13 protein-coding genes are annotated in these 15792 nt (G+C 63.7%); 12 read left to right on the forward strand and 1 reads right to left on the reverse strand.

Features of this window, described 5'->3' with window-relative positions:
• Positions 1 to 46 precede the first annotated feature (46 nt).
• From purE to QP512_RS07210, 3 genes are all read left to right on the forward strand, one after another.
• Positions 47 to 550: a 5-(carboxyamino)imidazole ribonucleotide mutase gene (gene purE / locus QP512_RS07200; RefSeq protein ID WP_005412808.1), complete on the forward strand. Its 504-nt coding sequence runs from the start codon at positions 47 to 49 to the stop codon at positions 548 to 550.
• A complete protein-coding gene (locus QP512_RS07205; RefSeq protein ID WP_286071520.1) occupies positions 547 to 1695 on the forward strand; it encodes a 5-(carboxyamino)imidazole ribonucleotide synthase in 1149 nt (382 codons plus the stop codon). The genes purE and QP512_RS07205 overlap by 4 nt, the downstream gene beginning before the upstream one ends.
• A gap of 124 nt (positions 1696 to 1819) precedes the next feature.
• Positions 1820 to 2161 carry a carboxymuconolactone decarboxylase family protein gene (locus QP512_RS07210; protein ID WP_008268125.1) on the forward strand — a complete coding sequence of 114 codons (342 nt, stop codon included), beginning with the start codon at positions 1820 to 1822 and terminating at the stop codon, positions 2159 to 2161.
• 75 nt (positions 2162 to 2236) lie between these two features.
• Here QP512_RS07210 and QP512_RS07215 read toward each other — a convergent pair whose 3' ends face one another.
• Entirely contained in the window at positions 2237 to 2815 is a 579-nt protein-coding gene (locus QP512_RS07215) for a superoxide dismutase (protein ID WP_286071521.1), read from the reverse strand.
• 121 nt (positions 2816 to 2936) lie between these two features.
• Here QP512_RS07215 and grxD point away from each other — a divergent pair, with 121 nt between their 5' ends.
• The 9 genes from grxD (at position 2937) to QP512_RS07260 (ending at position 15784) form a co-directional block, all read left to right on the forward strand.
• The gene (gene grxD / locus QP512_RS07220; protein WP_005408852.1) at positions 2937 to 3257 is read left to right on the forward strand and encodes a Grx4 family monothiol glutaredoxin; all 321 of its coding nucleotides are present in this window, start codon (positions 2937 to 2939) and stop codon (positions 3255 to 3257) included.
• Positions 3254 to 4030, forward strand: a complete 777-nt coding sequence (locus QP512_RS07225; RefSeq protein ID WP_286071522.1) for an SDR family NAD(P)-dependent oxidoreductase — start codon at positions 3254 to 3256, stop codon at positions 4028 to 4030. Before grxD ends, QP512_RS07225 begins: the two co-directional genes overlap by 4 nt.
• A 232-nt stretch (positions 4031 to 4262) precedes the next feature.
• Positions 4263 to 7484, forward strand: coding sequence for a carboxypeptidase regulatory-like domain-containing protein (locus QP512_RS07230; RefSeq protein WP_286071523.1), 3222 nt, complete (start codon positions 4263 to 4265; stop codon positions 7482 to 7484).
• A gap of 252 nt (positions 7485 to 7736) precedes the next feature.
• On the forward strand, positions 7737 to 9125 hold the full coding sequence (gene ppnN / locus QP512_RS07235) for a nucleotide 5'-monophosphate nucleosidase PpnN (protein ID WP_286071524.1): 1389 nt from the start codon (positions 7737 to 7739) through the stop codon (positions 9123 to 9125).
• Between the two features lie 172 nt (positions 9126 to 9297).
• Positions 9298 to 9813 carry a GspH/FimT family pseudopilin gene (locus tag QP512_RS07240; RefSeq protein ID WP_286071525.1) on the forward strand — a complete coding sequence of 172 codons (516 nt, stop codon included), beginning with the start codon at positions 9298 to 9300 and terminating at the stop codon, positions 9811 to 9813.
• On the forward strand, positions 9810 to 10307 hold the full coding sequence (gene pilV, locus QP512_RS07245; protein ID WP_286071526.1) for a type IV pilus modification protein PilV: 498 nt from the start codon (positions 9810 to 9812) through the stop codon (positions 10305 to 10307). Before QP512_RS07240 ends, pilV begins: the two co-directional genes overlap by 4 nt.
• A gap of 8 nt (positions 10308 to 10315) precedes the next feature.
• Positions 10316 to 11473, forward strand: a complete 1158-nt coding sequence (locus tag QP512_RS07250) for a PilW family protein (protein ID WP_286071527.1) — start codon at positions 10316 to 10318, stop codon at positions 11471 to 11473.
• A 5-nt stretch (positions 11474 to 11478) separates the two neighbouring features.
• Positions 11479 to 12000 (forward strand): PilX N-terminal domain-containing pilus assembly protein, encoded by a 522-nt coding sequence (locus QP512_RS07255; RefSeq protein WP_286071528.1) that lies wholly within the window; start codon positions 11479 to 11481, stop codon positions 11998 to 12000.
• A gap of 13 nt (positions 12001 to 12013) precedes the next feature.
• Entirely contained in the window at positions 12014 to 15784 is a 3771-nt protein-coding gene (locus tag QP512_RS07260) for a PilC/PilY family type IV pilus protein (protein ID WP_286071529.1), read from the forward strand.
• Positions 15785 to 15792: the final 8 nt, after the last annotated feature.

The following is a 15792-nucleotide window of genomic DNA, read 5'->3' on the forward strand; positions in this document are numbered from 1 at the left end:
TGCGTGGAAGACGGCTAGAATACGTCTTTAAGGCAGGTGACGGCCAATGACCCCCAACCCGATCGCGCCGCTTGTCGGCATCGTCATGGGTTCCCGTTCCGACTGGGAAACCATGCAGCACGCCGCCCAGAAGCTTGAAGCCCTGGGTGTTCCGTTCGAAGTGAAGGTGGTGTCCGCGCATCGGACGCCGGATGTGTTGTTCAGTTACGCCGAGCAGGCGGGCCCGCGTGGCCTGCGCGCGATCATCGCCGGTGCCGGCGGTGCCGCCCACCTGCCGGGCATGATCGCCGCCAAGACCGCGGTTCCGGTGCTGGGCGTGCCAGTGCAGTCCAAGGCCCTCAACGGCATGGACTCGCTGCTGTCGATCGTGCAGATGCCGGCCGGCATCCCGGTCGCTACTTTCGCCATCGGCAATGCCGGCGCATCCAACGCGGCGCTGTTCGCCGCCGCGATGCTGGCCAGCGACCAGCCGGCGATCGGGCAGGCGCTCGACGCCTTCCGTGCACGCCAGACCGAAGACGTGATGGCCCACGACGATCCGCGCCAATGAGCATGACCGTCGGCATCCTGGGCGGCGGCCAGCTCGCCCGCATGATGGTCCTGGCCGGTGCGCCGCTGGGGCTGCGCTTCGCCTTGTATGACCCGGCGACCGACGCCTGCAGCGGCCCGCTGGCGCCGCTCACCGTCGGCGCCTTCGATGATCGCCAGGCGCTGGCGGACTTCGCTGCCAAGGTCGATGTGGTCACCTTCGATTTCGAGAACGTGCCGGCCGACAGCGCGCAGTTCCTGGCCGATCGCGTGCCGGTCTACCCGCCGCCAGCGGCGCTGGCGGTGGCTCAGGACCGGTTGAGCGAAAAAACCCTGTTCCAGCAGTTGGGTATCCCGCTGCCGGCGTTCGCCGACATCCGCAGCCGCGATGAGCTGGCTGCGAAGGCGGCCGAGTTCGGCCTGCCGTGCATCCTCAAGACCCGCCGCCTCGGTTATGACGGCAAGGGCCAGTTCCGGTTGCGCAGCGAGGCCGACATCGATGCCGCGTGGGATGCGCTGGGTGCGCAGGTCGAACGTACCGGCCTGATCCTGGAAGGTTTTGTCGCCTTCCAGCGCGAGGTCAGCGTCGTCGCCGTGCGTGGCCGCGATGGCAGCTTCCAGGCCTGGCCGGTCACCGGCAATTGGCATGTCGACGGCGTGCTGTCGGCCAGCGTGGCCCCGGCCGTGCTGTCCGATGCCGAGCAGCAGGCCGCGATCGGCTATGCCCGCCGCGTTGCCGAGCACCTGGAGTATGTGGGCGTATTCGCGCTGGAGCTGTTCTGCCGTGACGGCGAACTGCTGGCCAACGAGATGGCGCCGCGCGTGCACAACTCCGGCCACTGGACCATCGAAGGCAGCGAGACCTCGCAGTTCGAGAACCACCTGCGTGCCGTGCTGGGCCTGCCGCTGGGCAGCACCCGCATGCTCGGCCATGCCTGCATGCTGAACTGGCTGGGTGCAATGCCGGACCCGTCGCCGGTGCTGGCCCAGGCCAGCGGCCATTGGCACGACTACGGCAAGGAGCCGCGCGAAGGCCGCAAGGTCGGCCACGCCACGTTGCGCGACGATGATGCTGCAGCGCTGGCCGATGCGCTGGACCAGGTCGGGCTGGAGCTGGACCGTCAGGCCCAGGTGGCGCCGGCGGTGCACGCGCTGCGCAACCGCTGAACAAGGGGTGCCGGCCAGCGGCCGGCACGACCCTGTGTGGCTGCAACGGTGTGGCGCGTGGGTGCAGGCATCGGCGCGACATTCCCGATGGTAGCGTGGAGCTCCTTTCACAGGAGTCACGACCATGCTCGACTGGAATGCCTACCGCAAGGAACTGAAGGGCCGCATCGGCGAGATCGGCAAGCTCTCGCCGGACACGGTCAAGGGTTATGCCACCCTGTCCAATGCCGGTGCCCAGACCAACCACCTCGATGCGAAGACGCGCGAGCTGATCGCGCTGGCGGTAGCGGTGACCACCCGCTGCGACGGCTGCATCACCGTGCACGTCGACGCAGCGCTGAAGCATGGCGCCAGCCGCGAGGAAATCGCCGAAGCACTGGGCGTGGCGGTGTCGCTCAATGCCGGTGCGGCGCTGGTGTACTCGGCGCGGGTGATGGATGCCGTGGCTGCGCACGAGAGCGCGTGAAGCTTCATCTGTAGAGCCGAGCCCATGCTCGGCTGCTGTCCGGCCAGCCGAGCATGGGCTCGGCTCTACAGGGGGTCAGCGCAGCTGGCTTTCGGCAAAGTCCCAGTTGACCAGCTGCCAGAACGCATCCAGATAACGCGCGCGGTCATTCTGGTAGTCGGTGTAGTAGGCATGCTCCCAGACATCGCAGCACAGCAATGGCGTGCTTTCACCGGTCAGCGGCGTGCCGGCATTGCGGGTGGCCTGGATGCCCAGCTGCCCACCCGGATGCTGTACCAGCCACACCCAGCCGGAGCCGAATAGGCCCAGCGCGGTGCGGTTGAATTCCTCGCGCAGGCGCTGCGCATCACCGAACTGGCGCTTCACCAGCTCGCTCAGACGGCCCTGCGGTTCGCCGCCACCACGCGGGCGCAGGCACTGCCAGTAGAAGCCGTGGTTCCACGCCTGGGCGGCCGCATCGAACAGCTTTCCCTGGGTCTGGCGGACGATCTCCTCCAGCGACGCTTCCTCCCACTCGGTGCCAAGGATGCCGGCATTGACCGCATCCACATAGGCACGATGATGTCGGCCGTGGTGCAGTTCCAGGGTCTGTGCGGACAGGTGTGGCTGCAGGGAGCCGGAAAGGTAGGGCAGGGCAGGCAATTCGACGGGCATGGACAGGTTCGTGGCCAGAGGGGCGGCGGCAGCCGGTTCCATCGGCTTACAATGGCGGCTACCGTGGGCAGTCTAGCCGACCACCGCGGTCGGTTTGTCCGGCGAAGCAAGGAGTGAGGTTGTGGCGGTAATGCAGCAAATCCAGGCCGAGGTCGATCGTTACCCGCTCGTGCTGTTCATGAAGGGCACCCCGCAATACCCGATGTGCGGCTTTTCCAGCCGCGCCGTACAGGCCTTGATGGCGGCCGGCGCTGTCACCCTGCGCACCGTCAACGTGCTGGAAGAACCCGAGATCCGCGCCAACCTGCCGCGCTTCTCCAATCTGCCGACATTCCCGCAGTTGTTCATCAACGGCGAGTTGATCGGCGGCTGCGACATCGTGCTTGAACTGTTCGAGGCCGGCGAGCTCAAGCGCATCGTCGAAGAGGCGACCCAGGGATGAGTGCCTGGCCATCGACGTCACCGACCGACGGGGCGCTCGATGGCCTTCCGTTGCAGGATCGCGTGGTGCTGGTTGCCGGCGCCGGCGGTGGGCTGGGCAGCGCGGCGGCCGTTGCCGCAGCAGCGGCCGGCGCCACGGTGGTCCTGCTGGGGCGCAAGCCGCGCCGCCTGGATCGCGTCTATGCCCAGGTCCAGGCGGTGGGGCCGGAGCCGCTGCTGTACCCGCTGGACCTGGAAGGGGCCAGTCCTGACGACTATGCCGAGCTGGCCCAGGCCCTTCAGCGCGAGCTGGGGCGACTGGACGGCCTGCTGGTCTGTGCCGCGCATTTTCCTGGCCTGACCCCGTTCGAACTGGCCGACCCGGCCAGTTTCGCCCGTGCCGTGCATGTCACCCTCACCGCCCCGGCATGGCTGGCCCAGGCCTGCCTGCCGCTGCTGCGGCAGCGCGAGGATGCCGCCCTGGTGTTTGCCGTCGATGCCCCCGAGCGGGTCGGGCAGGCCTACTGGGGCGGTTATGGTGCGGCCCAGCATGGCCTGCGAGGCCTGATCAGTAGTCTGCATGACGAACTCGGCCGCAGCCCGGTGCGGGTCAGTGGCCTGTACCCCGGCCCCCTGCGCACGGCACTCCGCGCGCGGGCCTATTCAGTTGACCAGGACCCGGCCGCGCAAGGGCCGGAGGCGGCCGCCGCTGCGGCCGTAGCCCTGCTGTCCAGCGCCGGCGGCGCGTGGCGGGGCCGTATCCTCGATGTCAGTGAGGCGCTCCCCGGCGAGTGAATCCTGGGGAAAGGCGGAGTGAAGGTCTCGTCACGATTGCGTTGCGATCCGGTGCCGTTTGTCGCACAACCGTCACATTGATGGCGTAGCGTGTTAATCTAGTGTTAACCGTTATGGCTGCCTTCAGCCACGCGGTAGGGAACCCCAGATAACTCTCCGACCAGCCACCCGCAGGGCTGATTGGATGCGCTTTTTTTCCGCCATCGCCAACTCGCATCGAGGCTACCGAAAAATGACCCACCCACTCCGGATGTCCAAGCTCACCCTTGGTCTCGTGGCTGCACTTGCTGCCGCTCCCGCCTTCGCCCAGAGCAGCACCTCCGCCGGTGTCGGCGGTCAGGTGACCTCCGCTGCAGGCCAGCCTGTCGCCGGCGCTGAAGTCACCATCACGCACACCGAGTCGGGCACCGTTTCGCGTGCCACCACTGATGCGGCCGGTCGCTACAACGCGCGCGGCCTGCGCGTGGGTGGTCCTTACACCATCACCGTCACCAAGCCGGGTGAAGGCACCAAGACCGAAGAAGGTGTCTACCTGAACCTGAACCAGGTCAACACCGTCAACGCCAACCTGGGCGGCGACCTGGCTGCCACCAACCTGGACGCCGTGAACGTCGTCGCCACCGCTGGCGGCCTGGACCTGTTCAGCGCCAACAAGATGGGCACCGGCACCAACGTGACCCGCGAAACGATGGATGCGCTGCCGTCGGCCAGCCGCAACATCCAGGATTACATCCGTCTGGACCCGCGCATCTCGCAGGTCAGCAAGGCTGACGGCGCGATCTCGGCCGGTGGCCAGAACACCCGTTACAACGCCATCCGCATCGACGGCATCAGCGCTTCCGATCCGTTCGGCCTGGGCTCCAACAACCTGCCGACCGAGCGTCAGCCGGTGTCGATGGACGCCATCCAGGAAATCAACATCGACCTGGCCAACTACGACACCACCATCTCCGGTGGTACCGGCGCGGTGATCAACGCCGTGACCAAGTCGGGTACCAATGAATTCCATGGCACCGTCTATGGTTCCTACCGCGACAAGGACATGGTCCGTTCGCGCCTGGAAGGCGACAAGCAGGACTTCAACGGTTTCAAGGACGAGAAGACCTACGGCATGACCTTCGGCGGCCCGATCGTCAAGGACAAGCTGTTCTTCTTCACCAACTATGAAAAGTACGAGCGTGCAGCTGCCGGCGTCGCCCTGAGCGACACGCCGATCGGCCGTGGCACCATCACCCAGCAGCAGATCACCGACGTCCAGAACTTCCTGGGCAAGCTGGGCTATGACCCGGGCAGCCTGTCGGCGCCGAACAGCAAGACCGAGATCGAAGAGTACGCGGTCAAGCTGGACTGGAACATCAACGAGAACCACCGTGCGGCCCTGCGCTACAACAAGATGGAGCAGAACGTCGTTCGCTTCCCGCAGGTCAGCAGCAGCGCCATCTCGCTGAGCAACTTCTGGTACCAGCAGCCGACCGAATACGAAACCTGGATGGGTGAACTGTTCAGTGACTGGTCCGAGAACTTCTCGACCGAGTTCAAGGTCTCGCACAAGGATTACTCGGCCAACCGCGTTCCGCTGGTCGACATGCCGCAGATCCGCATCAAGTCGGGCAATGACTCGCTGTACGTCGGTACCGAGCAGAACACCCACGTCAACATCGTCGAGTCGAAGGAACTGAGCGCCTTCGGTGCCGGTACCTGGTACATCGGTGACCACACCGTCAAGTTCGGCTTCGATTACTCGAAGAACGACCTGATGAACTTCTACGGCCGCAACCTCAACGGCGTGTACGAGTTCAACAGCGTCAACGACTTCCTGGCGGGCAAGGCCTCGCGCTACCAGCTGCGCGCACCGCGCGCCAATGGCAGCCGCAGCGACATCCCGGCGGACTTCACCCTGAAGAACACCGGTGTGTTCATCCAGGACACCTGGGCGATCAACTACAACCTGAACCTGATGTTCGGCGTGCGCATCGACATGCCTGACTTCAGCACGCAGCGTCTGTACAACCCGCGCATCGAGCAGCTGTACGGCTTCAACAACACCAAGCTGGTCGACAAGAACCTGGTGCAGCCGCGTGTCGGCTTCAACTACACCTTCGACACCGATCGCCCGACCCAGCTGCGCGGTGGCGTCGGCCTGTTCGGCGGCGCTGCCCCGAACGTGTGGCTGGCAGGTGCCTACCAGAACACCGGCCTGAACTACATCGAGTACGACGAGCGCAGCATCCCGGCCGGTGCCTTCACCCCGGATGGCAAGAACCCGTACATCCCGGCCGGTGGCCCGGCTTCGGCCCGTCAGAACGTCGACATCATCGCGCCGGGCACCCGCCTGCCGTCGGTGTGGAAGGCCAACCTGGCGTTCGACCATGAGCTGCCGTGGTACGGCATCGTGGCGTCGGCCGAAGTGCTGTTCACCAAGGTCAAGGACGGCATCTACTTCGACCGTCTGGACGTCTCGGCTCCGACCGCCACCGGTCAGGACGGCCGTGCGATCTACTGGAACGCGGCGGGCCAGAACCAGGCCAATACCCGTATCGACAAGGGTGTCGACTACGGTATGTCGACCGGTACGAAGGGCGCGGTTGATCGTGCCAACCGTCCGTCCGACATCGGCGACGTGCTGGTCCTGCGCAACACCGACAAGGGCCGCGGTACCCAGGCTACCTTCTCGCTGGCCAAGCCGCTGACCGAGAACTGGGGCTGGTCGCTGGGTTACACCTACACCAAGTCGACCGAAGTCAGCCCGCTGTCCAGCTCGCAGAACACCTCGAACTGGAACAACACGCTGATCTTCAATGCCAACGAGAACGTGGCCTACAACTCGCGCTACGCGATGAAGGACCGCATCACCGGCACCCTGGAGTGGAAGCACAACTTCTTCGGTGACAACGCCACCCGCGTTGGCCTGTTCTACGAAGGTCGTTCGGGCCGTCCGTACAGCTACATCTTCTACAACGATGCCAACGGCGACGGTGCCACCACCAACGACCTGTTCTACGTGCCGAAGGGCCCGGGCGACGTGAAGTTCACCGGCGGCGCCGCGATGGAGAAGGCGTTCTTCGACTGGCTGGCGCAGAACCCGGAACTGGATGCCTACCGTGGCAGCGTGGTCCCGGCGAACTCGCACCGCGCTTCGTGGGTCAACAGCTTCGACGTCCGCGTCAGCCAGGAATTCCCGGGCTTCATGAAGGGTCACAAGGGTGAAGTCGCCCTGGACATCATGAATGTCGGCAACCTGCTGAACAAGAAGTGGGGCCTGATCGACGACTACGGCTTCTACTCGACCCGTCGCGTGGCCAACTACGCCGGTATCGATCCGGCCACCGGCAAGTACGTGTACTCGTTCACCGGTTCGACCGACAACGCGCAGGTGCAGGAAAACAACAACGACAAGGGCAACACCGCCGTGTCGCGTTGGTCGATGCAGCTGACGCTGAAGTACAAGTTCTGATCCGTCAGAGCCTGAAGCAGTAAGTGAAAACGGCCGGGGAAACCCGGCCGTTTTCCGTTCAGGCGAAAGTCCTTGCGGGCCATCTGGCATCGGCGTAGCATCCAGAAATGTGCGCGGTGCCAACGCCGCCGATGCGGTCCCGGAAAGGCGAACGCGGGAAGCACACATCCAACGGTCGGGCTTCCCGGCCGTTTTGCTTTTTAAGGGGGCGGCAGTACAGTCGGAAACCTTGAAGGAAGCGAAAAATTGGACATGACCACGAACGAAAAATCAGCCCGCGCACTCCCGGTGCAGGATGCGCGTATCTACCCGCGCGGTGGGCTGGATGTGCTGTCGCGGGCCGAAGTGGCCCGCCTGCGCGATGCGTCTGCCGGCGGCATGCACGAACTGCTGCGCCGCTGCGCGCTGGCCGTGCTGACCAGCGGCAGCGCCTCTGACGATCCGCGCGCCGCGCGCGATCTGTATCCCGATTTCGACATCCAGGTGGCGCAGCAGGATCGCGGCGTGCGCATCGACCTGGTCAACGCACCGGCGATGGCCTTCGTCGATGGCGAGATCATCCGCGGTGTCGCCGAACTGCTGTTCGCGGTGGTGCGTGACCTGGCCTACATGGCCATCGAGATGGGCCCGGCCTACGCGGCCGAACTGGAATCGTCCGAAGGCATCACCAACGCGGTGTTCGGCCTGCTGCGCAACGCGCGCATCCTCAACCCGGGCGATCCGAACCTGGTGGTGTGCTGGGGCGGCCACTCGATCTCGCGCGACGAATACCTGTACACCAAGCAGGTGGGCTATGAACTGGGCCTGCGCGGCCTGGACATCTGCACCGGCTGCGGCCCGGGCGCGATGAAGGGCCCGATGAAGGGGGCCACCATCGCCCATGCCAAGCAGCGCCGTACCGTGACGCGCTACATCGGCCTGACCGAGCCGGGCATCATCGCCGCCGAGTCGCCGAACCCGATCGTCAACCACCTGGTGATCATGCCGGACATCGAGAAGCGCCTGGAGGCCTTCGTCCGCATCGGCCACGGCATCATCGTGTTCGCCGGTGGCGTCGGCACCGCCGAGGAGATCCTGTACCTGCTCGGTATCCTGCTGCGCGAAGAGAACAAGGACCTGCCATTCCCGCTGATCCTGACCGGCCCGACCGTGGCCGCGCCGTATTTCGAGCAGATCGACCGCTTCATCCGCCTGACCCTGGGTGATGCCGCCGCCGAGCGCTACGAGATCATCATCGGCGACCCGGTGGCGGTGGCGAAGAAGATGGCTAACGGCATCAAGCGTGTGCGCGAGCACCGCCTGGCGCAGAAGGACTCGTTCTTCTTCAACTGGTCGATCGAGATTCCGTGGGAGTACCAGCAGCCGTTCGTGCCGACCCATGAGGCGATGGCCGCGCTGGACCTGCACCACGGGCGTGCACCGCATGCGCTGGCGGCCGACCTGCGCCGGGCGTTTTCGGGCATCGTGGCCGGCAACGTGAAGGAAGACGGCATGCGCCGCATCGAGGAGTTCGGGCCGTTCCAGATCCATGGCGACCCGGACATGATGCAGGCCCTGGACGCGCTGCTGCGCGCCTTCGTCGAGCAGCGCCGGATGAAGATCTCCGGCGAATACCAGCCCTGCTACCAGGTGCTGGCCTGACTGGCCCGGGGGCGGATCCGATCGGGCTCCGACCCCGCCACGGGCGGCCGACAGGGCAGGGGCTGTCAACCCTTTGACGCCTGTCGCCCCGGATTGACCGTTCATCCTGCCGCCGCTTGCCGGTGGCAGGACGATGGCCCATCGTGGCCGTCAACACGCTGGGGAGCGTCCAATGTCTTTGCGCCGGGAAAGAGGCTTTACATTGATCGAGTTGATGGTCACGTTGACCGTCTTCGTGATCCTGGCGTCGATCGCTTATCCCAGCTTCCGCAGCATGATGCGTTCGAACCGCGTAGCGACCACCAGCAATGAGCTGATGGCTCTGACCAATCTGGCGCGAAGCGAAGGTATCCGGAACAACCGTGGTGGCGGCGTTTGTGGAAGCGCTGACGGCACCGCTTGCGATGGCAGCTGGTCCAAGGGAGTGCTGGCATGGTCGGATCTTGATGGTGATGGCCAGTTGGGGGGCAGCGACCCCGTGCTTCGGTTTTCACAGGGCAACCCGCAGCTGAGCGTGGTGGGGCCGACGGGAGCGGTCATTGCGTTCGACGGTCGCGGCCGCCGCAAGGCCGCTGCAGACCAGTCGCTGGTGCTGTCACCGGATGCCTGCAAGACCGGCGAAGGCAAAAGTACGCTGATCGTCAACCAGTCCGGCCAGGTCCGGGTGACCAAGGGGACCTGCACATGAGCCGTCGCAATCTTGCCCGCCCGCGTTCTTCGCAGGGCGGTTTCAGTCTGATCGAAGTGATGGTCGCGGTACTGATCCTGGCGTTCGGCCTGCTGGGCTTTGCGTTGCTCCAGACCACCAATGTCCGCTTCGTACAGAGCGCGAATTACCGTACGCAGGCCACCAACCTGGCCAACGATCTGATTGAAATGATGCGTGCGCAGCGCACCGATACCTTGGCTGGCGGTGCCTATTCGGGCGCTTCGTTCGCGGCCGGGTCGGTCACAGCCCGCGGCGCCTGTGCCTGGCCGACCGGAGCAGCGGTGACGCCGAAAACCAATGTTGCCCGTTGGCAGTGTGAAGTCGTCAAGACCCTTGGCGAGAAGGCCAGTGCGCAGGTGACTTTCACACAGAGCACCGGTCAGGTCAGTGTCGCGATCACATGGGGAGACCAGCGGTGGGATCCTGAGAATCCCGACAGCCTCACCACCTTTGGCCTGACCACCTTCCTGTGAACGCTTCCATGAGTCCGTCCTTGCGCGCCCGCGGTCTGTCGCTGATTGAACTGATGATCGCCATGGTCATCGGTTTGGTGCTGATGCTGGGCATCACCCAGATCTTCATTGCATCGCGCGCTGCTTCGCGACTTTCCGAAGGTGCCGCCAGGACCCAGGAGAACGCGCGATTTGCCTTGGACTTCCTGCAGCGTGATCTACGCATGGCGGGGCATTTTGGTTGCGTGAACGATCAGGCGCATCTGATCAAGAATACCGGTGATGTGCGCTACAACCTGGGTATCGCCTCGGGTAGCGGTGATCCGCTGGACTTCTCGGTGCCGATCCAGGGCTATGAGGCGGCAGGGACGGCGCCGACCGATACCTTGACTCTCGGGAGAGCGTGGAGCGGGGCAGGCTCCGTACCCAAGAGCATCGCCGACCTGACACCAAAGCCGCTGCCCGGCAGCGACATCCTGGTGCTGCGTCTGCTCAGCGCCGAGGGCGCTGTCGTGACCGGGGCCAGCGTGGATGGAGCGACGACCACGTTGAGCGTATCCAAGGAGGGCATGGCGCGCCTGAAGGCCAATGCTGCAGGGACCCCAACCGTGTTCGCATTGGCTGATTGCACACGTGCCGACGTGTTCACCGGCTCCTCGACCGAGACCACCGTGAAGGTCGACAAGGTTGACCTGACCAGCTATTCGGTGAACAACGCGATGACCATGCTTTACCGGGCCGATGGTCTGGTGTACTACATCGCAGCCAACGTCAACAACGAACCGGCACTTTACAGGGCGCGCGCGAATGGCGCCGGTGGCTATGCGGCAGGTGAGGAACTGGTCGAGGGCATCGAGAACATGCAGTTGCTGTATGGTCTGGACGCAACGACGGACATCGCTCTGGCGACGCCGCCGACCGGGCGCATTGTCGATCAGTTTGTGGCCAGCAGTGTCAGTACAGCGAGGGATGCAACGGCAACGGCAGCGTGGCGTCGCGTTGGCATGGTGCAGGTGGGTCTGCTGGCCAGGAGCCCGCAACGTGCTTCGGCCGAAGCGCCGGGTACTGCCGATACATATCTGGGGGTGCTTGGGGTGACCATTGCTCCGGGCGCTCCCTATGACCAGCGCCATCGCGGCGTCTATGAAGTCTCCGTTGCGCTCCGCAACCGCCTGTTCGGGAACTGACGACCATGCGTGCATCCACTCGATCCCTGCGCAGTTCCTTTTCCCGCCCTGCCCGCCAGCGCGGTGCCGTACTCTATGTCGCGCTGATCCTGCTGATATTGCTGGCCCTGCTCGGGGTGATCGGCATGCAGGTCGCTGGCATGCAGGAGCGCATGGCCTCGGGCTACCGTGCCGGCAGCCTTGCTTTCCAGAATGCCGAGGGGGCGGCCCGAGGTGCCGAGAATGCGGTGGAAAGAATCGCCAACCGGCAGTCTGCGGGCGACAGCCCGGTGTTGAGTTCCGCAGACATCGATCAGCGCTGCGACGACGGCTTCGATCCGTCCGATTGGGTCGCCAAAACCACGTTGGGTAGCAAGCCGGCGATAAAGGTCCGGCAGATCCAGGGGTGCATCCAGGGGGAGGGTGCATTGGACATGGGCAAACCGCTGGAAACCGCTACGCCGGTCTACCAGATAACGACTTACGCCAGCGATACGACCTCAGACGCGACCTCGCGCTCGGCGATCGATACCGTATTCAAGCTGTGAGGGTGGGGAGCCCATGAACACGCGAAATCGTAGAATTCTGGCGGGCGTTGGGTTCGCCGTTCTTGCCGCCGGCGGCTACCTTGTGCATACGCTCATGGCCGCACAGGCGCAGGGTGTTCTTGCGCAGGAACCGATGAATGTGCAGGTGCAGACGCCACCGGCCTTCATCATGGCGGTGGATGACTCCAATTCGATGATGTTCGAGCGCATGTTCCCGGGCGGCGATGGTCGCATGATCTGGAACAGCTCGACTGGGAGCTTCTTCAGCGCAGCCGGGCGATTCAGCGACATCGGGTCGAACTGCTATGACAGGAACAATAATGCATACGCGGATTGCTACCTCTACCTTTATCCGCATAGTGACTTCAATTCCAACTATAGTGCGGGCCAGGCGATTCCGCCGTTGGACATCTTCGGGTTTGCCCGCTCACACGTCTACAACGCGAGCTACTTCAATCCAGCGGTTACCTACCGTCCCTGGATCAAGGCGGACGGAACACGCTGGGACGACGCCAAGCCGACCGCTGCATTTGTTGATCCTCGCTCTGGCTTCCCTGGGAACAAGATTTCGTATGACGTGACGAGCGTCCGCTCGCGCTCAGGTGAAGGGTTCCAGTTCGTCAACGGCATGCGGATCCCGGATCTGAAGGGCACCGACAACCGTTATTACCGCAATGGCAGCTGGCAGACGGCGGCGCGCAACATTACGTCCTCGGTCAAGTACGGTGTGGAGTACTACCCTGCAACGTTCTATCTGCCAGAGAATGCGCCTGCGCCCTATGGTTACAAGAGTGATGACACTAGTCGTCCGGTGATCACCGGTGCCTGCGGGCCCAACTGTAATCTCCGCCGCTACCAGATCAAGAGCGAGAACTACAGCATTGTCGGCGCCTATGGCTTGGCGATCCAGAACTTCGCCAACTGGTTCCAGTACCACCGCAACCGCACGCTGGCCATCGTTGGTGCGTCGGTGGAGGCTCTGTATGGCGTCGACAACATGCGCGTGGGCTACTTCACGATCAACGACCTGAAGAACGTGAAAATGCACGACCTGGTCACCAATCGTGCCGATCTGTATACGCAGATCTATGCGTTGAATCCGATCAGCGGCACGCCCAACCGTCGTGCCGTGGAGTATCTGGCCGAACAGTTCCGTCGCACCGACGACGGCGCACCGGTGATCCGCGCTTGCCAGCGCAATGGTGGCATGTTGTTTACCGATGGTTACACCAATTCGGGCAATACGCCCAATGGCTCGTTCAACAATGCTGACGGGGTCAACTCGACCCATCTTCCAACCATTCCCTTCGCGGACGCCTATAGCAACACGATGGCCGACGTCACGGCTGCCTACTATGCGGGCAGCAAAACACCGCTGCGTTCGGACACGGGCTTCGCCAAGGGGCAGGTGCCGGTGGATGAGAAGTGCGCGACGCTGGACAAGAGTACCGCGGAATGGAAGCGACTCGATTGCCAGACCGATCTGCACATGAACTTCTACGGCGTCACGCTCGGCGCGCAGGGGCGCATCTATGGCGTCAATGCCGCTGCAACGGCCGATCCGTTTAACAATCCGCCGAACTGGAACAGCAATCCGGATCCGTCGAAGGTTGACGATGGCACGGTTGTCGACGAGATCTGGCACGCTGCGTTGAATAGCCGCGGCGAGTTCATCAATGCACAGACGCCCAATGATGTAACGGTCGCCATGCGTCGCGTACTGGAGTCGATCACCAGTGGCAAGTCGCCATCGGGAACGCTTGGCATGACCGGTGCGCGTATCGGTGCGGGTTCCTTGTCGGTGACGCCCAGCTATGACATCCGCAATGGCGCGACGGACTGGTCGAGCACGCTGAAGGCCTCGACGGTGAAGGTCAACAGCGACCAGGTGGCGGTGTTCAGTGAGGCCTGGGAGGCGTCTGCGAAGCTGTCCTCGACGGGTCGCCGCATCGTTGCCAACAAGGCAGGCGCGGTCGTCGACTTCGGTGAGGCCAATATCAGTCTGGCCGACCTGTGCAACAAGCCCGATGGCAAGTACGCCACGATGCTGGTGTGTTCAGATGCAAAGCTGAAGGCAATTGACGCCGATCTGAGTTCCGCCATTCGCTACCTCAAGGCCGACGTGTTGACCGAAAAGCGTAACGGTGGCAAGTACCGTGACCGCACGACACCGCTGGGCGACATTGTCACATCCGCTCCCGTGGTGAGTTCGCCCGTGGACGACTATGGCTACCGCCAGCTCGGTGGTGACTACGCGGTCAGCTACGCCAAGTATCTTGAAACCAAGGCGAAGGGGCGTCGCTACATGGTCTACGTCGGTGCCAACGACGGCATGCTCCACGCCTTCGACGGCGGAATGGGCGCATCCGGCGAGATGGACAGTTCGGGTGGTCGCGAGAGCTTCGCCTACATCCCGGCAACCGCGCTCGGTCACATGGCCAACCTGTTGTTCCCCTACAAGTCAGACAGCAAGGATCAGACGTTCCGGCATCGTTACTACGTGGACGGACCGATCACTGTTTCGGACATGTTGAATGGCAGTAGCTGGCAGACCGGTCTGGTGGGTACTGCCGGTGCAGGCGGTCGCTCGGTGTTCGCGCTGGATGTCAGTACACCGGATAGCTTCGGAACCGCCCAAGTGCTGTGGGAAATCAACGACATCAATCCGTCGCTGTCCGAAGACGTGCGAAACAACATTGGCTTTGTCCTTGGCAAGCCGGTAATCGTGCCGGTGAGGGAGGGCAACGGTATCGCGTGGAAGGCCATCTTCGGCAATGGCTACAACAGCCTCAATCGCAAGGCGGTCCTGTTTGTGGTGGACATGGCAAGTGGCCGAGTGCGTACGATCCAGGCCGCCGAGGGTAGCTCGGCAAGTGCAATCAGTGGCGACAACGGCCTTGGCAACGTGGTGGTGGTGGACCGTTGGCAGGGCGACAAGCAGGATGTCAGGGGGCGTGATGGCCTGGCTGATACCGTGTACGCGGCCGATCAGCGTGGTGCCATTTGGAAGTTCGACCTGACGGACGGCACGAACGCCGCGGTGTCTGTACCCGTGTTTACCACCAGGGTTGCGCAGGATACCGATGGTCGTAGCTACCGACAGCCGATTACTGGTGGCATGACGGCTGCGACAGGACCTTCCGGCGGCGTGATGCTCTACTTCGGCACGGGAAGCTTCTCGTTCTACTCGGACAAGGATGACAAGAGCCAACAGGCGCTGTACGCGGTGAACGACACCTCTGGCAAGCGCGCGGCAACGACGTTGACGGCAGGCAATCTGGTGCAGTACACAGCGGATACCCCGGCGGTAGGCGCGGAGGCGCGCAGTATCGTGGCAGGCAGTTCGCCCGTCGGTTCCCGCGGTTGGATGATCAATCTGCCCAACGGCAATGGTGAGCGGTTCGTCGGAAACCCGCTGCTGGTGAGTGGCATCATGTTCATGCCGACCTATGTACCCAATGTGGAAAGTGTTGGTTGCTCGACAAGTGGCTCCAACTGGTTGTTCGGCGTTTCCTCGCTCACGGGTGTGCCAGCGCTGGAGAACGTGCGGACCGGTTCGCCGAAGGGCAGCAAGCCGGCGCAGGGAACGGCGGGTATCGCACTGAAGAGCGAAGGCACTGCGCCGATCCGTGATGTGTCGTTGTCGGTCATGCCACGACTGGGGAGTGGTAAAGAGGGGCCGCCCGGCGGCAGTTCGTGCTGGATGGTGGTTGGTGCCGCAGGGAGCCAGTCGCTCTATCTTCCGTATCCCTGTGGTCGCCAGTCCTGGCGCCAACTCCAATGATTACGATG

This window comes from Stenotrophomonas sp. 57, from assembly GCF_030291075.1.
GTDB lineage: Bacteria > Pseudomonadota > Gammaproteobacteria > Xanthomonadales > Xanthomonadaceae > Stenotrophomonas.